The sequence below is a fragment of the Pseudomonas sp. KCJK9000 genome (assembly GCF_046230725.1).
Lineage (GTDB): Bacteria > Pseudomonadota > Gammaproteobacteria > Pseudomonadales > Pseudomonadaceae > Aquipseudomonas > Aquipseudomonas promysalinigenes.
Window position 1 is genome coordinate 78,395 of the sequence record NZ_JBJJLN010000010.1, and the last position, 23,024, is coordinate 101,418.

Annotated in this window: 9 protein-coding genes; 3 read left to right on the plus strand and 6 right to left on the minus strand. The window is 64.3% G+C overall.

From position 1 onward, the window contains the following. Positions 1-40: 40 nt before the first annotated feature. Genes ACK59H_RS07260 through ACK59H_RS07280 form a run of 5 tightly spaced genes read right to left on the minus strand, consistent with a single transcriptional unit; the run spans position 41 to position 6,152 of the window. Positions 41-607 carry a nucleotidyltransferase family protein gene (locus ACK59H_RS07260; RefSeq protein ID WP_060480598.1) on the minus strand — a complete coding sequence of 189 codons (567 nt, stop codon included), beginning with the start codon at positions 605-607 and terminating at the stop codon, positions 41-43. After that, complete coding sequence (locus tag ACK59H_RS07265; RefSeq protein ID WP_060480597.1) at positions 604-1,575, minus strand: XdhC family protein; 972 nt, start codon at positions 1,573-1,575, stop codon at positions 604-606. Before ACK59H_RS07265 ends, ACK59H_RS07260 begins: the two co-directional genes overlap by 4 nt. Before the next feature lie 2 nt (positions 1,576-1,577). Next, a complete protein-coding gene (locus ACK59H_RS07270; protein WP_409264343.1) occupies positions 1,578-2,789 on the minus strand; it encodes a cytochrome c in 1,212 nt (403 codons plus the stop codon). 2 nt (positions 2,790-2,791) lie between these two features. Further along, positions 2,792-3,328 (minus strand): (2Fe-2S)-binding protein, encoded by a 537-nt coding sequence (locus tag ACK59H_RS07275; protein WP_060480595.1) that lies wholly within the window; start codon positions 3,326-3,328, stop codon positions 2,792-2,794. After that, positions 3,321-6,152 (minus strand): xanthine dehydrogenase family protein molybdopterin-binding subunit, encoded by a 2,832-nt coding sequence (locus ACK59H_RS07280; RefSeq protein ID WP_060480594.1) that lies wholly within the window; start codon positions 6,150-6,152, stop codon positions 3,321-3,323. Before ACK59H_RS07280 ends, ACK59H_RS07275 begins: the two co-directional genes overlap by 8 nt. 280 nt (positions 6,153-6,432) lie before the next feature. On the opposite strand from ACK59H_RS07280, the gene dsbD reads away from it, so the two are divergent. From dsbD to dsbG, 3 genes are read left to right on the plus strand one after another with little or no spacing between them, the layout of a single operon-like run. Further along, positions 6,433-8,145 carry a protein-disulfide reductase DsbD gene (dsbD, locus tag ACK59H_RS07285; RefSeq protein WP_060480599.1) on the plus strand — a complete coding sequence of 571 codons (1,713 nt, stop codon included), beginning with the start codon at positions 6,433-6,435 and terminating at the stop codon, positions 8,143-8,145. After that, positions 8,145-8,981, plus strand: coding sequence for a TlpA disulfide reductase family protein (locus ACK59H_RS07290; protein ID WP_060480593.1), 837 nt, complete (start codon positions 8,145-8,147; stop codon positions 8,979-8,981). The genes dsbD and ACK59H_RS07290 overlap by 1 nt, the downstream gene beginning before the upstream one ends. A gap of 1 nt (position 8,982) precedes the next feature. After that, the gene (dsbG, locus tag ACK59H_RS07295) at positions 8,983-9,741 is read left to right on the plus strand and encodes a thiol:disulfide interchange protein DsbG (RefSeq protein ID WP_060480592.1); all 759 of its coding nucleotides are present in this window, start codon (positions 8,983-8,985) and stop codon (positions 9,739-9,741) included. 291 nt (positions 9,742-10,032) lie between these two features. Here dsbG and ACK59H_RS07300 read toward each other — a convergent pair whose 3' ends face one another. Next, positions 10,033-22,974, minus strand: coding sequence for a non-ribosomal peptide synthetase (locus ACK59H_RS07300; protein ID WP_409264344.1), 12,942 nt, complete (start codon positions 22,972-22,974; stop codon positions 10,033-10,035). Between the last annotated feature and the right edge of the window lie 50 nt (positions 22,975-23,024).

The window sequence follows — 23,024 nt, forward strand, 5'->3', positions numbered from 1 at the left end:
CACCAGCACCGCACCGATGAGTAAAGCCGTGACAGAAAATTCACTGGCGCAGTGCCTCAGGCGTATCGATATCCCGCAGCACGCCGGCATCCTCGACGTCCAGCCTGACGCAACTGTGTGGATTAGCCCTGACGACCGAACGCGCCCCCTCATCCCCCGACAGCCGCACCAGCGCTGGCCAGAAATCGCGACCGAACAACACCGGGTGCCCCTGCTGCCCGCCATGACAAGGCAGAACTATCGTTGACTCACCGGCCTTACTTGCAAGCAGGCCAAGGGTCGCTGGCTCCACCCAGGGCATGTCCCCCAGCAGAATCGCCACCGCCTGCGCCTGACTGTCGACCAACGAAGCAGCGCCTGCCGCCAGACTGTGGCCCATGCCAAGCGTGTAATCTGCGCTGGAGATGACCCGGCATGCCGATGGCAACCCCAACGCCTCGCCCCGCTCACCGTCACGCAGCACCACCCTTACGTCATCGAACACCGCGCAGGCAAGTTCGACGCTGTGCACCAGCACGCTTCGCCCATCTGCCATCAATGCCCGGCGCTTGTCATCACCAAAACGCACGCTGCTGCCAGCCGCCAGCACCAGCGCCACCACGCTCACAGCGCATCTCGCGCGATGCCATTGCGCAGGCGCAGAATATCGGCAAGCACCGCCAGGGCGATCTCGGCCGGCGTCTTGCTGCCCAGATTGAGGCCGATGGGCGCGTGGATCCGCGACATTTGCTCGTCACTCAAGCCGCCAATGCGGTGCAGGCGTTCACGACGCTTCTCGGAAGTCGCCATGGAGCCCATCACGCCGATATAGAACGCTTCAGTACGCACCGCTTCAAGCATGGCGAGGTCGTCTATTTTCGGGTCGTGAGTCAATGCAACCACGGCCGTGTCGGCATGGCAACCGCCATTGACGATGAACTCCGAGGGCAGCTCCCGGCGCACCTCGATGCCCTCCAGCAGCACGCCCTCAAGCACTTCTTCACGGGGCTCGCAAAGGATGACCTCAAAGCCCAGGCTTTTGCCGAACTCGGCGCAAAAGTGCGCGACACTGGAGTAGCCTGCCAACAGCAAGCGCTGAGCCGCACCGACACGCAAACGCACTTGGTCGCTCTGGCGCTCCACCCGCGGCCCCTGATCGCGGTCATCGAACAGCTGACGCTGGCCTTGCGGCAGGCGCACCTCGCGCAGCAGCCGGCGCTGGCCGCGCAATGCGCCTTGCAGCTCACGCAGGTGAGCCTGCACGTCACAATCGGCGGCCAGGTTTTCCACCAACACCTCGAGTACACCGCCACAAGGCAAGCGAATGCTCGATCGCCGGTCGCTGCCATCGCCATAGCGCACGATGGCTACCGGCTCGGGAAATTCACCCTGCCCCACACGCTCCAGGAAATCTTCTTCCACGCAGCCGCCAGACAGCGACCCCAGCCACTGGCCGTTCTGGTTGACCGCCAGCAGTGAGCCCGGCGCCCGAGGCGCCGAGCCGTAAGTGGCCAGCACCGTGCACAACCAAACCCGCTGACCGCTTAAGGACCACTGCAAGGCCTGACTGATGACTTGAAGATCCAGATGCTGCACGTTTACTCCGTTTTTAGCTCCGCGAGCTGTTGCAGGCTCAGGTCGCCGGGCAATCCACCCCAGGCCTGGCGCAGGTAGTTGACCATATCCGTCACTTGCTGGTCGTCGAGTTTGTCGGCAAAGCCCGGCATCGGCTGCATGCGCTCGAAGCCGGTGAACTGCTGCTCAGCAATGCCATCGAGAATCGCCTTGACCAAGTTCCGCGAGTCGCTCTGGCGCAGCACCGTGTTGCCTTGCATGGCCACGGCGATGTGCGGCTTGCCCTCACCCTCCACCCCGTGACAACCGGCGCACACGTTCAGGTACTGCTGACGCCCACGCTTGGCGCTATCGTTGAGCTGTGCCAGCGGCACCGGCTCCACCAGCCGGGCCTTGGGCGGCTGATCACCCAGCAGGTAGGTGGCCATGGCCGACAGGTCAGCGTCTTGCAAATGCTGCGTGCTGTGGTGCACCACCGGGTACATCTCGTTGAACATGCTGCCTTGGGCACTGATACCGTGCTTGAGGAACGTGGTCAGGTCCGGCTGGGTCCAGCCACGCTCGGCCAGGTCCTGGGCCAGTAAGCTCGGCGCCAGGTAGCCCATGAGCAGGCCTCCAGTAAAGCGCTTGTCCTGTTGCAGCGCGCCGATGGGGTTGCGCGGGGTGTGGCACTCGCCGCAGTGGCCCAGCACTTCGACCATGTACTGCCCACGCTGCCAGGCTGGGCTCTTACCTTCGCCCGGCTGCAATTGCACGCTCTTGCCGTACAGCATGTTCCAACCGGTCAGGCCCAGGCGCACATTGAACGGGAAGCTCAGCTTGGTTTCTGGCGCCGGACGGTTGATCGGCGCGCTGGTCATCAGGTAGGCCAGAATGGCGTCGGAGTCTTCACGCTTGATCAGGTGGTACGAGGTGTAGGGCATCGCCGGATAGAGGTTGGCGCCATCCTTGCGCTTACCCTCGGTCACTGCTGCGAAAAACTCGTCTGGCGTATAGCTACCGATGCCGTACTGCTTGTCCGAGGTGATGTTGGTGCCATAGATGGTGCCGAATGGCGAGTGAATCGGCAGCCCTCCGGCAAACGGCGCGCCGCCTTCGGCCGTGTGGCAGGCCATGCAATCGGCGGCACGGGCCAGGTATTCACCGCGCTTGACCTGAGCATCGTCGGCGGCCTGGGCGAGCGGAACCCCAGCGAGCACCAGTGTCATTACCAGCGTGTTGCGAACCAAGCCCATGCTCAACCCTCCTTGACCAGGCCGAGATCATTGAGCACGGCGCGGGTGGCGTCGTAATAGCGCACATAACCGGTGCAACGGCAGATGTGATGGCCGAGGCTCGCCTCGATGCGGTCTTGCACCTCACTCTTTTTCAATGGCTGGCGCTGGGCGGTTTCCACCAGCACGGTGGCGGCATTGACGAAGCCTGGGGCGCAGTAGCTGCACTGGAAGGCGAACAGGTCGACGAACTTCTGCTGAATCGGGTTCAGGGTCAGGTTACCAGCCTCGTCCTGCTTAGCATGGCTCTCGATGGTGCGCACTTGCTTGCCTTCGAAATAATGTGCGCCGGTGATGCAGGTACGCACCTCCTCGCAGGTGCCGTCGGGGTTGTCGACGATCACCACACAGGCATGACAGATGCCCTGCCCGCAGCCCAGGCGGGAACCGGTAAGGTTCTGGTGTTCGTGCAGGTAGTCGATCATCGCCAGGTCATCAGGGACCTCGACCGGGCCGACCGGTTGACCGTTGAGGGTCAGTTGCAGTGGACGGTTAGCCATTGAGGGCCTCCTTGATGCGGGCTGGGGTGATGGGTAGATCGCGTACGCGCTTACCAATGGCATGCGCCACGGCGTTGCCGATGGCACCGACGACCGGGATCATCACCACTTCGGCGATACCTTTGGACGGGTCGGTCGGTGACAGCGGCGGGAGGATTTCGCTGGTCTGCTCCCACACCGCCACATCCCGTGCATGGGGCAGCCGGTAGCGGTTGAAGTTCCAGTCACCTTCACCGGGCCCACCTTCGTGAAGCGGCATTTCTTCGGTCAACGCATGGCCAATGCCCATGGCGATGCCGCCTTCGAGCTGGCCTTTGACCAACTCAGGCACCAGCACGCGGCCACACTCGACCCAGCTGTGGTGGTTGAGCACCTGGACTTCATGGGTGCCCTTGTTGACCTTGATCTCGACGATGGTCGCCACGGGGCTGTAGTAAGTGACCATGGCATTGTTCAGTTGGGTGACTGGGTAAGCGGCGTTCTGCCGGTCGAGCAAGTGATACCCATGGCTGCTCATCTGCGCCTTCTTGGCATTGACCGCACCGTCACCGTACTTCACCGCAAGGGCATCGAGAGGGAAGCGCTCGCGCACGCCATCGATAACAAAGTCGGCCTCGGCCCAGCTCCAGCGGTTGAAACCATGCACGCTGACGCCGGTCACCAGGCCCATTTCGTGGGCCTTGCTTGCCAACTGGGCAAACGGGATCGGCGCCAGGCCGTTGCCGGTCAATTCGCCGTTGACCCATACCGCATTCTCGCGGCGCACCACCAGCGGGTTGGCCTGGCCGCCGTGGGGGCCCTGGCTCCAGATGGCCATGGCCGCCGGCCACAGGCCGTGATTGAACAGCACGCGGGCGGCTTCACGGGTGGCATGGCTGAAATAGAACGCCGAGTTGGTTGCCGAGGACGGCGAGGCCAGCTTGCCGACCCAGCGCGGGTTGCGCAGCGCGGCGTCCTGATCGGCCTGGCTGATCAGGTACGGGTTGCCACTGGTGGTCAACTGCAACTCCGGCCATTCGGTGACCGCGGTCTTGACCTCATCGGCCGAACGGCCAAGGAAGTCACTGACCACCAGCGCCTGGGAGGTGGACATGCCCGTGCCCAGTTCGGTGCCGATATGACGCAGGCTGATGCGCCCGTCGGCGCTGAACTCGACACTGGCCATCGGCGCCTCCGACCCGGTGCCGAAGTCTTTCTGGCAGATGGCGAAGCCGACGCCGTACCAATGGTCGGGGTCTTTGGCGTCCATCTGTTGCTTGCGCGCATCACGGTTGCGCCACCACTCGTGCACGGCAGCCTTGTCGAGAATCTCATAAAGGCGAAGCGCACCGGCAGGGACCGCCCCCTGGGTGTTTTTCATGCCCGACTTGAGCGCATTGGCGCGGCGCAGGTCGATGGCATCGACGCCCAAGCGACCGGCGACTTCGTCCACCATCATTTCGGTAGCGGCCATGCTCTGCAAAGTGCCGTAGCCGCGCATGGAGCCTGCCTCGACCCCCCGGGAGAAGTAAGCGGTCACCGACAGGTCATTCTGCGGCATGTAGTAAATCGATTGCGCTGCGGTGGCGCCCACCGCAGCCACCGATGGGCTGTAATTGATGCGCCCACCCCCGTCGCAGCTCATGTCGGCACGGAATATCTTGAAACTGTTGTCCTTCTTGTCCACCGCCAGTTGGTAACGGATATCGAAAGCATGGCGCTTGATGCCGCTCTGGAACTGCTCGTAGCGGTCGTTGGCCAGTCGGATAGGCACCCCGGCGCCATACAGGGCAGCGACAGCCGCGTAAAAGACAAAAATATTGTTGTCTTTGGAGCCGTAGCCCACGGTGTAGCCCGGGTGCATGTTCAGATTGTTCAAGGCAAACCGAGACGGCTTGATCATGTGCACGCATTCCTGCGCCACCTCGAACGGGCACTGGGTCGCGACTACGAAGTGCAGCGTGCCGCTGGCTGGGTCGTACCAGCCATTGCCATTGTCAGGTTCGAGCGCAGCAGGCTCGATCGACGGCGTTTTATAGCGCTCGTCGAACACCAGCCAGTCCTCAGGCGGGTTGTCCAGCTGCTCGCCCATGCGCTTGGCATAGAACAGCCCCTGCTCGGTGAGGTCGCCGTGCTGATTGGGCGATTTGGACCACACCGGTTTGCGGTTGAGGATGGTGGGGAACAGCATGGAGTTCTTCAGGCTCGAGAACTCGTCTTCGTCAAACGGCGTGGCGCCGCCAACGCGCACGAAGCGGAAGCTGCCGTACGGGTCGCGCTGGTAGAGCGGTGCCTGAGGGCCGTACTGAATGGCCTTATCGTTGAACTGCAACTTGCGCTTGGCCTGGCGGAACCGCTCGAAGTCGTGCCAGATCAGGATCGCCACCGGGTGGCCGATGAACATCGGCACCTGCCCAGGCGGCAGCAGTGGGTCGGGCGAATGCGCCTCTGGCCAGACGATGCCGTCTTTGGCCAGATCAGCTGCGGTGACTACACGATCCGGCTGCAGGTCGTTGCCCAGCAGGCTCAAATCATGGCCGGCATAGATACGGTCGACCTTGGTCGCCTTGAGCAGCAAAGCATGGCCTTGCTGGGTGGGCCAGCCGGGCATGTCCTTGGCGCGTATGTCGCGTGCGAAGACCTTGTTGCCACAGACCTTGGACAGCGCGTCATTACGAAAACGCGCCTTGCCATCGTGGCTCATCCATTTTTGCGGCGAGGTGGTGACGCGCTCCTCCATCAGTGCGGCGAATGCCTGGCTGCCAAGTGGCGCCATGGTCACGCCGACACCAGCGATCAGGCCGCCTTGCAAGAAGGCGCGCCGGGAAATATCACGGTTGGACATGCTTGATCCTCTGGGCAGAAGAGTTTCTGCCCATCTTTTTTGATTCTTGTGCGGGGAACTTGGCAGGGATAACGCCTTGTTGCCTAAGCCATAGAAATTGACTCTCGCGTCAACTTTACAACAAGAGAGCGAGCATAAGCAAAGTCAAGCCGACAATATGTCGCGGTATGTCAAAGCCCGACGCACCCTACGTCAGCAATGGCTTAGGCAGTAACGGTTAACCTTGAGTTAATCGAACAGAGCCAGCATGGCCACCACTGCGAAACACCAAGGCGAATACATGCGCACCCTCCTACTGTTGCTGACGTTCATGCTGGCCGGCCCTTTGCAGGCCAACCCATTCGACGTCAAACCTGATTTCCTGCCAGTCAACCAGGCGTTCGTGCTGACCCACGACCGTCAGGCCGATGGCCAGATGCGCCTGTATTTCCAGATCAAACAGGGTTACTACCTGTACCAGAAGCGCCTGAAGTTCGACGGCCTGGCCATCGATCAGCAACCGCAGTTACCAGCCGGGCTGAATCATCACGACGAGTTTTTCGGTGACAGCACGGTCTACCGTGACCAGCTCGAACTGCTGATCCCGGCCAGCGCCCAAGGCCAGCTGCAGCTCGGCTGGCAGGGGTGTGCCGATGCCGGGCTGTGCTATCCACCGCAGACCACCACCATCGACTTGGGCGGCGGCGACGCCCCAGCCTCCGAGCAAGCCAGCGACCAAGCACTGGCCAGCGGCTTGCAGAGCGCCAGCCTGGCCTGGAGCCTGCTGGCATTTTTTGGCCTTGGCTTGCTGCTGGCGTTCACGCCCTGCTCGCTGCCGATGCTGCCGATACTCGCAGGTTTGGTCCTAGGCAATGGCGCTAGCGCAAGACGTGGCTGGCTTTTGGCCGGTGTCTACGTCTTGAGTATGGCGCTGGTCTATGCGGCTTTAGGTGTGGTCGCAGCGCTGCTAGGCGCCAGCCTGCAGGCGTGGTTGCAGCAACCCTGGCTGCTGGGAAGCCTGGCTGGCCTGTTCATCCTGCTCGCCCTGCCGATGTTCGGCGCTTTCGAACTGCAACTGCCGGCCGCCCTGCGCGATCGTCTCGACCGCGCCGGGCAAGGCACGCGCGGCGGCAACCTGTATGGTGCAGCGTTGCTCGGTGCGTTGTCCGGCTTGCTGCTCGGCCCATGCATGACCGCACCATTGGCAGGTGCGCTGCTGTACATCGCGCAAAGCGGCGATGTGGCGCAAGGCGCCTTGGTGCTGTTCAGTCTTGGGTTGGGCATGGGTGTGCCGCTGTTGCTGCTCGTGACACTGGGCAACCGTTATCTGCCACGCCCTGGGGCATGGATGGAGCGGGTCAAAGGCGTATTCGGCTTCGTGTTCCTGGCCATGGCCCTGTACACGGTGCGCAGCCTGCTTGCAGCACCTGTGGTGTTGGCCCTGAGCGGCGCCTGGCTGATTGCCTTGGGCTGGGCGGCCTGGCCAGCGCTGGAACGCTTGCCGGCGCTGCGCGCGTTACCACTGCTTGGGGCATTGTGGGGAGTGTTGCTGCTGGTCGGTGCGGCCGCTGGCGGGGACAACCTTTGGCAACCGCTGCGGCCTTTGGCCGGCAGTGCAGTCAGCACACGGCTGGCAGAACAAGGCGAGCCTTTCGTCACGGTCAGCAGCCCCGAGGCTTTGCAACGTGAACTTGATACGGCCAAGGCCCGCGGGCAGTGGGTCATGATCGACTATTACGCCGATTGGTGCGTGTCGTGCAAGGTCATGGAAAAGCAAGTGTTCAGCCGCCCAGACGTTCAGGCAAGCCTGGCGGGCGTGCATTTGTTACGCCTTGACGTAACGGCCGACTCCGCCGCCAGCCGTGCCCTGCTGCAACGCTATCAAGTCCCTGGTCCACCGAGCATTGTCTGGCTCGGACCAGAGGGTGACGAACGCCGAGCAAGGCGTATCACTGGCGAAGTGGACGCGGCTTCATTTGTGCAACACTGGACCCAAACCCGGAGCCAAGGCTGATGCTGACGGTAACCCTCGGGCCGCTGACCATGGCCCTCAATCACCTACTGATGCTCACCGCCCTGGGCGTCGCGTGCCTGGTTGGCTGGTGGGCCGCTCGGCGTGGCGGCCAGAGCCCGGAGTCGGCGTTGTTCAATCTGTTCCTGGTCGGCCTGCTATGCGCACGTGTGGGTTTCGTGCTGGCCTACTGGCCGATGTACCGCGGCGACTGGGTACAGGTCATCGATATCCGTGATGGGGGTTTTCTGCTCTGGTCAGGCTTGGTCGGCATCGTGCTGGCCACCCTGTGGCAGGGCTGGCGCCAGCCCGGCCTGCGTCGCCCGCTGGGCTGGGCGCTGCTGAGCGGGGCACTGTTCTGGGGCCTGGCGAGCCTAGGCAGCCACCTGTACAGCAAAGGCACTGCCTTGCCCGAGCTCACCTTGCGCAATGCCGCAGGCCAATCCGTAGCCCTGCGCAGTTACCGTGGCAAGCCGTTGGTGATCAACATCTGGGCCACCTGGTGCCCCCCTTGCCGGCGGGAAATGCCCGTGCTGCAACGGGCCCAAGGCGAATACCCGGATGTGACCTTCCTCTTCGTCAACCAAGGCGAGACGCCGGAAATCGTCACCACCTTCCTTGCCACCACCGGGCTTAGCCTGACCCATGTGCTGTTCGACGGCACGGGCGCACTGGCTCAGCGAGTAGGCTCCATGGCCCTGCCCACCACCCTGTTCTACGACGCCGATGGCCGCCTGATCGGCAGCCACCTGGGCGAACTGTCGCGGGCCAGCCTGCGCCATGCCCTGGAACCCTTCCAGCGGGCCAAAGCGCCCGCCACTGCCGCACAAGGAAACTGACATGCGATTGACTGCCCTGATTCCCCTGTCCCTGGCCCTGCTTGCCGCTCCGCTGGTGCAGGCCGAAAATCTGCCCAAGGCGATCCAGCAAATGCAAGCCAAGGGTGCCGAGATCAAGGGCAGCTTCGATGCGCCCAACGGTCTGCGCGGCTATGCCGCCCAGTACCAGAACAATGCCCTAGCGCTCTACCTGACCCCGGATGGCAAGCACGTGCTGGTCGGCAGCCTGTTCGACGAGCAGGGCAAAGACCTGAGCGCCGAGCCTTTGCAGAAGCTGGTGTACGCCCCCATGAGCAAAGCACTGTGGGCGAAGATGGAGAGCGCTGCCTGGATTGCCGACGGCAAGGACAGTGCACCGCGCAAGGTCTACCTGTTCAGCGACCCGAACTGCCCGTACTGCAACATGTTCTGGGAGCAGGCTCGCCCTTGGGTGGAATCAGGCAAAGTGCAGCTGCGCCATATCATGGTTGGCATCATCCGCGAAGACAGCCCAGGCAAGTCAGCGGCGCTCCTGGCAGCCAAAGATCCGGCCAAGGCGCTGCATGATCATGAGAAAGCTGGCAAGGCGAGCACTTTGAAGGCGATGGACAAGGTGCCGGAAGCCGTGCAGCAGAAGTTGGCGGCTAACATGGCGTTGATGGAAGAGATGGGGCTGCAGGCGACGCCGGCGATCTTTTACCAAGACGAGCAGGGTAATTTGCAGAGCCAGCAAGGCGCGCCGCGGCCGGAGTTGCTGGGGAAGATTCTTGGTAAGCGGTAGTGCATGCCTCATGATTTGCGTTGGCGCGCAGATCGAGCGCCGCCCGCGCGGCGCATCGCGAGCTGCGCTCGCTCCTACGTTTGTTTCGGGCCAGTAACGCCTGTGGCAGGCGCGCGCGACCGCCTGGTTTATACGACGCGCTACCGCGCCATGCCCCAAAGCGTCCGCGCGCATATCCCACAGGATCAATTGGCCCGAAACAAACGTAGGAGCGAGCGCAGCTCGCGATGCGCCGCGCGGGCGGCGCTCGATCTGCGCAACCCCGCAAACCTCAAGACGTACCTTACCCCCTTACCGCCCTTCCAACTCGGCCATCAGATCACTCAGCCGATCAATCTTCGCCTCATCCACCTCACGCCCCTGCAACCCACGCACATACTCGGCCAACTCCTCCACCGTGCTGCACTCGAACATCGCTCGTAGCGGCACGTTCAACTGCAACTGCTTCTGCACCCGCGAGGCAATCTGCGTGGCCAGCAGCGAATGGCCGCCCAGTTCGAAGAAGTTGTCTCGCACACCTACCCGCTCGGCTTTGAGCACATCGGCCCAAATAGCGGCTAGTACCCCTTCCAGTTCATCGCGCGGCGCCAGGTACGCCTGGCTGTGCTGGGCACCTATCTCGATGGCAGGCAATGCCTTGCGGTCGAGCTTGCCGTTGGCGTTGTGGGGCAGGCTGGCGAACCAGGCCCAGTGCAGTGGCACCATGTAGTCCGGGAGCTGTGCACGCAGACGCTGTTTGACCTGTTCCAGCAGCGCCCCATCGGCCTCGACGTCCTGATGGGCTACCAAGTAGCCAACCAAATGCTTGCCGTTGGGGCCTTCTTGTACCCCCACTGCTGCATCGCGAACCTCGGCCTGCTCGTGCAGGCGCGCCTCGATCTCACCCAGTTCGATGCGGTAGCCGCGAATCTTCACTTGGTGGTCGATACGCCCGACATACTCGAACACTCCGTTCGGGCGCTGCCGGGCCAGGTCCCCGGTACGGTACAGGCGCTCGCCGGGCGCTCCGTGCGGATGCGGGATAAAGGCCAGTGCCGTGCGCGCCGGATCGCCAACATAGCCGCGGCCCACGCCGGTGCCGGCAACGCACAACTCGCCCACTGCCCCCAGGGGCACCAGGGCCTGATCATCGCCGTACAGGTAAAGGCGGTTGTTGTCAGTCGGTGTGCCGATGGGCAGGTAGCTGCCACGGGTCGATTCGCTGTCGACCCGGAAGAAGGCCACGTCGTCGGAGCACTCAGCCGGCCCGTAGGCGTTCACCAGGCCTATCTGCGGGTAACGTCGCAGCCATTGCGCCGCCAGCTCCGGCGGCATCGCCTCGCCGGTGGGCAACATCCAGCGCAGGCCATCGAGCGCCTGGTGGTCGTTGGCCAGCATGCCTTGGATCAGCGAAGGCACGCTTTCCAGGACGGTGATGCCAGTGGCCTGCACGTGGGCCAGCAATGCGTGTGGGTCATGGGCGATGGCGTTGGGCACGATCTGCACCCTGGCTCCGAACAACGGCGCGGCCAGGAACTGCCAAACCGAGATGTCGAAGCTTTGCGATGCGGTCTGGGCGATCACGTCGTGCGCGCTCAACGCCAGGTACGGCACCTTGCTCAACTGGTTGTTGAGCATGCCGCGCTGCTCGACCATCACACCCTTGGGCAGCCCGGTGGACCCGGAGGTGTAGATCACGTAGGCCAGGTTGTCCGGCCCACTGTGAATGCCTGGGTTGTGGCTGGCGATGCTGCTGCCCTGCACCTCTTCCCACACCAGCAACTGCGGCCGTGGCACATCGACCAGCTCATCCAGTAACTGGCGAGCCTGCGCGGCGCAGCCCGCGCTACACACCAATACCGGCGTGCGGCTGAGCTCGACGATGCGCTGCAGGCGCGCCGACGGCAGGCTTGGATCCAGAGGCAGGTAGCCGGCGCCGGCCTTGAAGCTGCCGACGATCATGCCCCGCCACCGCAAGCCCCGCTCGGCCAGCAAGGCAACCGGCTGGTCGACGGCCACACCCGCCGCGACCAAGGCGTGGCCGAGGCGGTTGGCCGCCTGGTTCAGCCCGGCATAGTCATAGGAGGCGTCCAGGCAACGGGCTACGATGCGCTCAGGATGGGCAGCGACCTGCGCTTCGAACAGGGCCACATAGCTTTGCGCCAAGGGGTAGTCACGCTGGGTGCGGTTGCAGCTTTCCAGCAGCAAGCGCTGTTCCTCCTCGCCCAGCAACGGCAACTCGCTCATCTGCCCCTCGAAGCCCTGCACCAGGGCCAGCAGCAGGCGCTTGAACTCGGCCAGCAAGCGCTCGACGGTGGCGTAGTCGAAGTAGCGCTGGTCGAACGACAGGTGCAGCCCCAGGTCATCGCCTGGATAGCACACCGCCGTCAGCGGGAAGTTGGTGTGTGTACGGCCCGAATCGGAGCTGGCATTGAGGTGCTGGGCATGGTCGAGCACCGCATTTTCAACCGGCGCATTCTCGAACACGAACAGGCTGTTGAACAGCGGTTGCCCCTTGGGCAGCTCGCTGCACTCCTGAATCGCCACCAACGGCAGGTACTCGTACTCGCGCAGTTCCATGTTGCGCTCGAGTACGCCGTGCAACCACTGGCGCACTGTGCAGCGCTGGCCAGGCTCGGGCAGTTGCACACGCAAGGCGATACTGTTGATGAACAGGCCAACGGTACGCTGCATTTGCGGCATGCTCACCGGGCGCCCGGCTACGGTCACGCCGAAGGCGACGTCACGATCGCCACTGTAGCGCGACAGCACCAGCGCCCAGGCCGCCTGGGCGAACGTATTGATGGTCAGTTGGTGAGCCTGTGCCAGTTCACGCAGGCGCACTCCGTCGCTGATCTGCAGGCGCGTGTAGCAGTCGCCTACCACCATGCCGTCACCGGCGTGGTCGTTGCGCAGCGGACGGTCGCTGGGCAGCGCCGTGGCGCGCTCGAAGCCGGCCAGGTTGGCCTGCCACCAGGCGCGTGCCTGGTCCATGTCCTGACGTTGCAGCCAACCGATATAGTCGCGATAGCGCGGCGGCACCGGCAACTGCGCCTGGCGGCCTTCGCCCAGCGCCTGGTACAACACGAAGAAATCGTTCATCAACAGTGAACGGCACCAGGCATCGATGAGGATGTGGTGGTTGCTCATCATGAACCAGTAGCGCTCGTCAGCGACCCGCACCAGGCGCAGGTGGAACGGCGCCTCCTGCAGCAGGGCAAAGCCCGCCTCCCGCTCCTGCTTGTGCAAGGCTTGCAGGCGCGCCTCCTGGGCCGCCTCATCGAGGCCGCGCCAGTCCTGATAGTCCACCGGGGTGTTGCCCGGCTTGTGGATGATCTGCAGCATCGTCTGGCCGGCGTTCCAGCTGAACGATGCGCGCAACGCTTCATGCCGTGCCACCACGGCTTGCCAGGCCTTGGCGAAACGCTCAGGGTCCAGGGCGCTGTTGATGCGGTAGCGGTCCTGCATGTAATACAAACCAGTGCCCGGTTCCAGCAGGGTATGCAGCAGCATGCCCTCCTGCATCGGCGTCAGCGGATAGACATCTTCAATTTGGCCAGCAGGCACGGGCAGTGCATCGATCTGCGCCTGGGTCAGATGGGCCAGAGGGAAGTCCGATGGCGTGAAGCTGCCATTGCCATCGACCAGGCAGTGGTCGATGAGTGCCAGCAGTTCCTGGCGGTAGGTCTCGGCCAACTGCGCGATGGTTCGCGCGTCGTAGCGTTCACGGCTGTAGGTCCAACGCAGTTGCAGGGCGCCGCCGTAGACCTGGCCATCGACACTGAGCCAGTTGGGCAACGGCGCATCCAGATCATGAGCCAACCCGGCGGGGGCATCCAACGGCAGGAACAAGGCTGACTCGTCGAACTGCTGGTCGAACTGGCCCAGGTAATTGAAGGTGATGCGCGCCTGGGGCAGCGCCGCCAGGCGCTCGCGGCTCGCCGCATCGCCCAGGTAGCGCAGCACGCCGTAGCCCAGCCCCTTGTGTGGCACCTCACGCAATTGCTCTTTGATGCGTTTGAGCGAAGTGGCTCGCGCAGCATCGTCGTCACCGGCCTGTGGGTGCAGGCGCAGCGGGTAGGCATTGGTGAACCAGCCGACGCTGCGGGTCAGGTCCATGTCTTCGAACAGGCCATCACGGCCGTGACCTTCCAGCTGTATCAGTACTTGCTGATCACCGCTCCAGCGGCACAGCGTGCGGGCCAGCGCAGTCAGCAGCAGATCGTTGACCTGGGTGTGGTAAGCCGCCGGCGCCTGCTGCAGCAATTGCCGGGTCTGCTCAACGTCCAGGCCAATGGCCAGGGTGTCGGCATGCCGATTCAGGTTGCCACCCTGTGGGTGATCGCAGGGCAGCTCCTGGCGCACGCCGCCAAGCTGGCCTTGCCACCACCCCAGTTCGTCGCGTAGCGAATCACTGCCGGCGTAGCTGGCAAGTCGCGCGGCCCAGTCAGCCACGGCGTGGGTCTTGGCCGGTAGCGGCTGACCACGGTAAAGCGCCTGCAGATCTTCGAGCAACACACGCCAGGACACACCATCGACCACCAAGTGGTGGATCACCAGCAGCAGGCGCTGCGCGCCATGCCCGTCGGTGGCCAGCAAGGCGCGCAGCAGCGGGCCTTGTTCCAGGTTCAGGCTGCGTTGCACGTCGGTGTACAGCGCCTGGCAGTCAGCGAAATCGGCCACTGTAGCCGTCCACAGCAGCTGCTCGGCAGACGGCACGGCAAAAACAGCCTGGCGTTGACTGAAGCGCAGACGCAGGCTGTCATGGTGAGCCACCAGGCCGGCCAATGCTTGCTCGAATCTGGCGTGATCCAGCGGCTCGCGTACCTGAAGCAGCACTGCCTGGTTCCAGTGCTGGGGGTGCGGCAGGTCGCCGTCGAAGAACCAGTGCTGGATCGGCGTAAGGCCGCTGCGCCCAGTGCGTGGCCCTTGCTCGATGCTGCTCGGCGTTTCGCTGCGGCTGACTACGCTGGCCAGGGTCTGGATGGTCTGGTGTTGGAACAGGTCGCGAGGGGTGAATTGCAGGCCCAATTGACGCGCGCGGCTGACCACCTGAATCGACAGGATCGAGTCGCCGCCCAGCTCGAAGAAGTTGTCCTGCACACCGACCTGCGAAGCGTTGAGCACCTCGCGCCAGATTTGCGCCAATTGCTGCTCCAGCTCATTGGCCGGGGCCTGGTAATGCTGGCGGGCCTGCTCCAGGTCCGGTGCTGGCAATGCGCGGCGGTCGAGCTTGCCATTGCCCATCAGCGGCAGGCTTTCGAGCAGTACCCAATGCGCGGGCACCATGTAGTCCGGCAGATGCTGACGCGCATCGGCCTTGACCGCTTCACGCAGCCTGGCCTGCGCTTGGCTGTCGGCAGCGGCCTGTTTGCACACCAGGTAACCGACCAGTTGCTTGCCGCCCGTCAGGTCCAGGGCCAGAACCACTGCCTCGTCGACATCGGCATGCGCTTGCAGGCGGCTTTCGATTTCGCCCAGTTCGATGCGGAAGCCACGAATCTTCACCTGCTGGTCGGCGCGACCTACGTACTCCACCAAGCCATCGGCACGCAGGCGTACCAGGTCGCCCGTGCGGTACAGGCGCCCGCCGTCCCGGCTGAACGGGTCGGCGACAAAGCGCTCGGCACTCAGGCCAGGGCGGTCGTGGTAGCCCTGGGCCAGGCCGGCACCACCGATATAGAGCTCGCCGATGCCCCCTTGCGGCAGCAAGGCCAGGTCTTGGTCGAGAATGTACGCCGTACGGGCACCGATCACTTGGCCGATCGGCACACTGCCTGCATCCTCAGGCATGCTCTGAGGCGCCAGGCACGCCAGCGGCATGACCACGGTTTCGGTGGGGCCATAGGCGTTGAAGAACTGCTGCGGGGCGAAGGCTTGGCGAATACGCTGCAGATGCTCGCCAGTCAATGCCTCGCCGCCCGTGATCACCAGCCGCACCGGCAGTTGCTCGCCCTGCCCGGCCAGGTACTGGGACAACTGGCTGCCATAGCTGGGGGTGAAGCCGAGCACGCTCACCTGCTGCTCGCGCACCAGTTGGCAGATATCTTCAGCACCCCACTGGCCTTGGGCACGCAGCACCACACGGGCGCCACACAGCAACGGCACCAGCAGACGCTCACTGGCGGCATCGAAGTTGATCGAATAGAAGTGCAGCTCGCAGTCATCACTGCGCATGCCGAAGGCTTCGATGACTGCCTGGCAGTGCATGGCGATTTCCCCGTGGCTGACCACCACCCCCTTGGGCTTGCCGGTGGAACCAGAGGTGTAGATCAGGTAGGCCTGATGTTGCGGCAGGTTGAGGTTGTCCAGGGGCGTATCGCTGAAGGCCGACAGCTTCGCCGCATCGGCTTCCAGGCTCCAGCGGGCCACACCGCCAGGCAGCTCGCCGAGAGTTTCGAGCAACGCTTGCTGGCTCAGCAGCAGGCCGATGCGGCTGTCTTCGATCATGTAACGCAAACGGTCGAGCGGGTATTCAGGGTCCAGCGGCACATAGGCGCCACCGGCCTTGAGGATGGCCAGAAGGCCGACCACCATTTCCAGCGAGCGCTCCAGTGCCAGGCCTACGCGCACTTGTGGGCCGACTCCCCGCTCGCGCAGCGCCCGGGCTAGGCGGTTGGCCTGCCGGTCGAGTTCGGCATAGGTCAGGTGCTGGCCAGCGAAGGTCAGCGCCCCGGCGTGCGGGGTACGCGCAGCTTGGGCGGCGAACAGGCCGTGAATTGTCTGGTCGAGGGGCATGTCCTGCTCACCCTGCAACTGGCCGATCAGTACCTGCTGTTCGGCAGCCGCCAACATCGGCAGCTCGCACAGCCTCTGCTGCGGATTGTCGAGCAGCCCCGCCAGCAGCTGTTGCCAATGCTCGGCCATACGGGCAATGCGCGGCTCGTCGAACAAGTCGCAGCTATAGGTCAGGCAGCAGCCCAGGCGACCATCCAGGTCAGTGACCTCCAGGTACAGGTCGAACTTGGTGGCGCTGGCGTCGTTGACCAGGTAATCCACCTGCAGGCCGGCCAGTGTCCGGCTCTGCTGGAAGGCCCAGCGCTGCACATTGCACATCACCTGGAACAGCGGATTGTAAGCGCTGCTGCGCGGGGGCTGCAGGGCCTCCACCAACTGGTCGAACGGCAGGTCCTGGTGCGACTGGCCCTCGATGGCGGCCTGGCGTACCTGCTCCAGCAACGCGCCAGCCGTCATTTGCCCGTCCACTTCGCAGCGCAATACCTGGGTGTTGAGGAAGGCGCCGATCAGGCCTTCGCTTTCCGGGCGGATGCGGTTGGCCACCGGGGCGCCGATGCGCAGGTCACGTTGGCCACTGTAACGGTGCAGCAGTGCAGCCAGCGTGGCGGTCATGGTCATGAACAGGGTCAGCCCACGCTCGTTGTTGAAAGCGTGCACGCGGGCGACCAGCGCTGGGTCCAGGTCGAAACGGTACAGCGCGCCACGATGGCTTTGCACCGCCGGGCGCGGGCGGTCGGTGGGCAGTGCCAATACCGGGTGTTCATCACCCAAGCGGTTCTTCCAGTAGGCCAGCTGGCGCGCGCCCTCACCGCTTTCCAGCCATTGTCGTTGCCACACGCTGTAGTCCAGGTATTGCACCGGCAGCGGCGCCAAGGGCGAATCGCGGTCATCGACGAAGGCTTCATAGAGCTCGCCCAGTTCGCGGGCGAAGATGTCCATGGCCCAGCCTTCGGTGACGATGTGGTGCAAGGTCAGCACGAAGAAGTGCTCACGGTCCTGGGTCTTGACCAGGCAGGCGCGCAGCAGCGGGCCTTGCTCCAGATCGAATGGCTGGTGGGCCTGGTCATCGGCCAGTTGTTGCAAGCGCTGTTGACGGGTATCGGGTGGCAAGGCACTGAAGTCCTGCCAGTCCAGCTGCAGGCCACTGTCGTCGAACACGCATTGGTAGGGCACGCCATCGATGCTTGGGAAGGTGGTGCGCAGGGTTTCGTGGCGCACGATCAGCGCCTGCAATGCACGCTCGAAGGCGTCTACATGTAGGGTACCGCGCAGGCGCGCCATGCCGCCGACGTTGTAGGCCGGGCTGTCCGGCTCCATTTGCCAGAGGAACCACATGCGCTGCTGCGAATACGACAACGGCACGGCCTGACGGCGGTCGACACGCTCGATTTTGCCTTGCAGGTTGCGCTCGCCGGCGGCGCGGATGCGTGCGATCTGGGCACAGAACGCGCCCAGCTCGCTGGCTTCAAATAAGGCCTTGAGCGGCAGCTCGACGTCACAAGCCTGGCGGCTTCGGGAGACGATCTGGGTGGCCAGCAGCGAGTGCCCGCCCAGGGCGAAAAAGTCGTCCTGCAGGCCGACACGCGGCAGGTTCAGCACCTCACGCCAAATGGCAGCGACCTGCTGTTGCAGTTCGGTTTTTGGCTCGACGTGTTCGCATTGTTGCCACACCGGGGCCGGCAGCGCCTTGCGGTCGACTTTGCCGCTGGGGCCCAGTGGCATCTGTGCCAGCGCAATGAGTTGCGCCGGCACCATGTAGGCGGGCAGTTGTTCAGCCAGCACCGCCAGCAACTCGGCGGGCTGAGCATTGCCGCTGTAGTAGCCGACCAGTTGCGCGCCGACGGCATCCTTGTGAACCAGTACCAGTGCCTGCTCGACACCGGCCTGGGCCAACAGGCAGGCCTGTACTTCTTCAGGCTCGACACGGAAGCCGCGCACCTTCACCTGCTGGTCGAGGCGACCAAGGTACTCCAGGGCCTCAAGCTGAACCTGCCAGCGGGCGCGGTCGCCGCTGCGGTAGAGGCGTTCGCCATTACCGTCGGCCTGGGGCACGAAGCGTTCGGCAGTAAGGCCTGGGCGGCCCAGATAGCCACGGGCCAGGCCTGCGCCACCGAGGTACAGCTCGCCCGGTACGCCGGGGGCCGTCAGTTCCAGCTCATCGTCCAGCACGCGGCACAGCACATTGCCCAACGGGCGGCCGATGGGCGAGCGCTCGCCATCGGCCACCTGGCAGTGCCAGTGGGTGACGTTGATGGCGGTTTCGGTCGGGCCATAGCGGTTGTGCAGTTGCACCTGCGGTAGCACTTGCAACACGCGGTCGCGCAAGGCGGCAGACAGTGCTTCGCCGCCCGAGAACACGCGGCGCAGGCTGTTACAGGCGAGCACCTGGGGCTCCTGGACGAACACTTGCAGTAGCGGCGGCACGAAGTGCAGCGTGGTCACGCCATGGGCCTGTACCAGCGCAGCGATGCGCTGCGGGTCGCGGTGCTCGCCGGGGCCGGCCAGTACCAGCTTGCAACCAGCGACCAGCGGCCAGAAGCATTCCCATACCGATACGTCGAAGCTGATCGGCGCCTTCTGCATCAGTACGTCGCTGTCATCGAGCGCATAGGTAGCCTGCATCCACTGCAAGCGTTCTGCCAGTGCCGCATGGGTGTTGCCCACGCCTTTGGGCTGGCCAGTGGAGCCGGAGGTGTAGATCACGTAGGCCAGGTTGTCGCCGTGCAAATGCAGGCCCGGTGCCTGGCTTGGCCAGCTGTCCAGGTGCAGTTGGTCGAGGGCGATGGCACTAACGCCATCGAGCTGCGGCAATGTGCCGAGCAGGCTGCTGTGGCTGAGCAATAGGCTGGCCTGGCAATCGCCAAGCATATACGCCAGGCGCTCAGCCGGGTAATCGACATCCAGCGGCACATAGGCACCGCCAGCCTTGAGGATGGCCAGCAGGCCGACCAGTAATTGTGGCGACCGCTCAACGGCGATGGCCACGCAAGTGTCGGGGCCGACGCCTTTATCGCGCAGATAATGCGCCAGGCGGTTGGCCTGCTGATGCAACTCGGCGTAGCTAAGGCTGCCGCCCTCCCAGACCAATGCGGTGCGCTCCGGGGTCAACCGGGCCTGTTCGTTGAGCTGCTCGACCAGCAGGCGCTGCGGGGTCGGCGCAGGTGCTTCACCCCAGGCCAGCAGTTGCTGGCGAGCCTGCTCATCCAGCAGTTGAACGTCGCCCAACGGCAGGTGCGGCTGGGCACAGACTTGCTCGAGCAGTGCCAGCAGATGCTGGGCCAGACGCTCGACGGTGCTGGCTTCGAACAACTCGGCGGCATAGTCGAAAGCCAGGCTCAGGCGGCCCTGGTGGTCCTCTTCACTGTGCAATTGCAGGTCGAACTTGGCTTCGCGACTGTGCCACGGCAGCTCCTCGGCCAACAGGCCCGGCAGGCGGCGCAAGGCCGACAGGTCGCGCTGCTGGTGGTTGAACATGACCTGGAACAGGCCCTGTTCCCGCGCCTGAGGCAAGGCTTCGAGCAACTGCTCGAACGGCAGGTCCTGGTTGGCCTGGGCGTCGAGGGTCGCACCGCGCACCTGGGCCAGCAACTGCGTGAACGGCAGGCGGCCATTGAGCTGCGCACGCAGTACCTGAGTGTTGATGAAGAAACCGACCATGCCTTGGGTTTGCTGGCGCGGGCGGTTGGCGTTGGGCACGCCAACGCGGATGTCACCCTGGCCGGTATAGCGGTGCAACAGGCCTTGCCAGGCAGCCAGCATGACCATGAACAGGCTGGCCTGCTGTTCGCGCGCCAGGCCCTTGAGGGCATCGCCCAGCTTGGCCGGCACTTTCACGCTCAGGCGCTCGGCACGGTGCTCACGCAGGCTGGAGCGCGGCAGGTCCGGGTGCAGGTCGAGCACTGGCGAGGTTTCGCCCAGGGCGGCTTTCCAGTGCGCCAGCTGGCGCTCACCCTCGCCCGCGGCCAGCCATTGACGCTGCCAGGTGCCATAGTCGGCATAGCCCAGGGTCAGCGGCGCCAGCTTGGCGTCCAGGCCCTGGCAACGGGCGGCATACAGTTTGGCGAACTCGTCGAGCAGAATGTTCAGCGACCAGCCATCGGCAACGATGTGATGCAAGGTCACCCAAAGCTGGTGGTCTTCGTCATCCAAATGCACCAAGGTCACCCGCAACAATGGCCCTTGGGTCAGATCGAAGGGTTGCATGGCCTCCTGCTCCCGGCGCGTGGCAACCCGCTCAGCTTCCACGCCTTGCAAGTCCAGGCGCTGCAAAGTGAACGGCTGAGTTGGCAAAACGCGCTGCAAGGCCTGGCCATCTTGCTCGCTGAATACCGTGCGCAGCGCTTCGTGACGGTCCACCAGCGCCTGGAAAGCGCCCTCAAGTGCAGCTTCATCCAGTTCACCGCGCAGGCGCAGCCCAGCGGGAATGTTGTAGGCCGCAGACTGCGGTTGAAGTTGCCAGGTCAGCCACAAACGGTTCTGTGCCAACGACTGTGGCAACGCCTGTGCCCGGCTCAGTGCAGCGATGGCGCCGGGGGCACCAGCACCTCTGCCGAGCATGGCCGCTACGCGTGCGCTGTACTCGGCTAGCGTCGGAGCTTCGAACAAGGTCCGTAGGCTCAGCTCGATCGCCAGCTCTTCGGCCAGGCGTGCAGTGACTTGGGTGGCGGCGATGGAATTGCCGCCCAGCAGCAGGAAGTGATCGTCAGCGGCAACGGCTTGGACCTTGAGCACTTCGCGCCAGATGCCGGCGACACGCTCCTGCACGTCGTCGCTCGGCGCCGCGCAAGCAGATGGCTCGGCAGCCATCGGGAAGCGTGCATAGCAGTCAAGGGTGCCATCAAGCATACGCAGCCGGCAGGCCGAGCGCTGCAGCTTGCCACTGGAGGTCTTTGGCAGAGCGCCTGGGTTGAGCAGCAGAACCACGGCCGGCGCCTGGCGACAGGCATCGGCGATGACGTGGCGCAATGATTTGATCAATGCCTGGGGTTCGACAGCCCGCTGCACGTTGCGGCTGACCTCCACCGCTACGCCGATACCCTCCTCGCCCTGATCAGTCACGGCAAATACCGCCACGCGCCCCTTGCGCAGGCCTTCTACCTCGCGCTCAAGGGTCTTCTCCAAGTCTTGCGGGTACAGGTTCTGGCCGCGAACGATCAGCATGTCCTTCAGGCGCCCGGTGACGAACACCTCACCTTCGCGCATGAAGCCGAGGTCACCGGTACGCAGCCAGGTCTGGCCATCCATCTGCACGAAGGTGCGCGCCGTGGCTTCTGGGTTGCGCCAGTAGCCCAGGGCGATGCTCGGCCCACTTGCCCAGATCTCGCCCACATGGTTGTCGGCCAGCACCTTAAGGTGCTGTGGCTCGACGATGCGCACCACATGGCCCGGCTGGGGGTAGCCGCAGCTCATCAGCACGCTGCCATTGCCGGGTTCGGCGCGGTTGGCGGCGAGCGCCTCGGCGTCCAGCGCCAAGGCACCGATACCTTGGCCGCGTCGGCTGCCACTGACGAACAAGGTGGCTTCGGCCAAGCCATAGCTGGCAAAGAAGCTGCTCGGCTGAAAACCGCACGCGGCGAAGCGCTCGGCAAAGCTAGCCAGGCTGTCCTGACGGATAGGCTCGGAACCGGAATACGCCACCCGCCAGCGGCTCAGATCCAGCCCGGCCAGGGCAGCCTCGCTGACCCGTTCGCTGCACAGCCGGTAGGCAAAATCCGGCCCGCCGCTGATGGTGCCGCCGTACTCGCTGATCGCCTGCAACCAGCGCAGCGGCCGAGCCAGGAAGTAGCTCGGCGACATCAGCACACAGGGCACGCCACTGAAAATCGGTTGCAGCAGCCCGCCGATAAGACCCATGTCGTGGTAAAGCGGCAGCCAGCTGACGATCACATCGTCAGGGTTGAGGTCAATGCCAAAGCCCGCGCGGATCAACTGCTCGTTGGCCACCAGATTGCCGTGGCTGACCTGCACGCCCTTGGGCAGCGCGGTCGAGCCGGAGGTGTATTGCAGGAAAGCGATGTCATCGGCCTGCAACACAGGTGCCTGCCAGCCATCGGCCAAGGCCGGGTCCAGCTGATCCACCGCCAGTAGCTCGGGGGCCTCGTCGCCGCTCAAGGCCTCAAGCCCTAGCAGACTGTCGTGCAACGCCGAGACAGTCAGCAACAGGCGCGGCTCGGCATCATCGATGATCGACACCAGGCGCTCTTGGTGATGGGTGCGTGAGGACTCTGGCGGATAGGCAGGCACGGCAATGATGCCGGCGTACAGGCAACCGAAGAACGCCGCGACGTAATCCGGGCCGCTGGGGAACAGCAGCACCGCCCGCTCGGCAAACCCGGCACGGGCCTGCAACGCCGTAGCGATGGTGCGCGCACGGGTATCCAGGTCGCGATAGCTGAGCACGGCCTGCTCGCCTGGGGTGTCGGCCAGAAAACGCAGGGCGATGCGATCCGGGGTCAGCGCGGCGCGTTGCGCCAGGGCCTGGACCAGCGAGAGCGGGAGTTCGAAGGCGTCCGTCATGGGGGTTCCTGCCAGTGTCTGGTGAGTCGGGCTGGCTGCCACACATTGGG

Bases quoted from the DNA above. Each gene is read 5' to 3' on its own strand.
- ACK59H_RS07270 (WP_409264343.1), bottom strand. From the start codon at position 2,789: ATGGGCTTGGTTCGCAACACGCTGGTAATGACACTGGTGCTCGCTGGG.
- ACK59H_RS07275 (WP_060480595.1), bottom strand. From the start codon at position 3,328: ATGGCTAACCGTCCACTGCAACTGACCCTCAACGGTCAACCGGTCGGC.
- ACK59H_RS07280 (WP_060480594.1), bottom strand. From the start codon at position 6,152: ATGTCCAACCGTGATATTTCCCGGCGCGCCTTCTTGCAAGGCGGCCTG.
- dsbD (WP_060480599.1), top strand. From the start codon at position 6,433: ATGCGCACCCTCCTACTGTTGCTGACGTTCATGCTGGCCGGCCCTTTG.
- ACK59H_RS07290 (WP_060480593.1), top strand. From the start codon at position 8,145: ATGCTGACGGTAACCCTCGGGCCGCTGACCATGGCCCTCAATCACCTA.
- dsbG (WP_060480592.1), top strand. From the start codon at position 8,983: ATGCGATTGACTGCCCTGATTCCCCTGTCCCTGGCCCTGCTTGCCGCT.
- ACK59H_RS07300 (WP_409264344.1), bottom strand. From the start codon at position 22,974: ATGACGGACGCCTTCGAACTCCCGCTCTCGCTGGTCCAGGCCCTGGCG.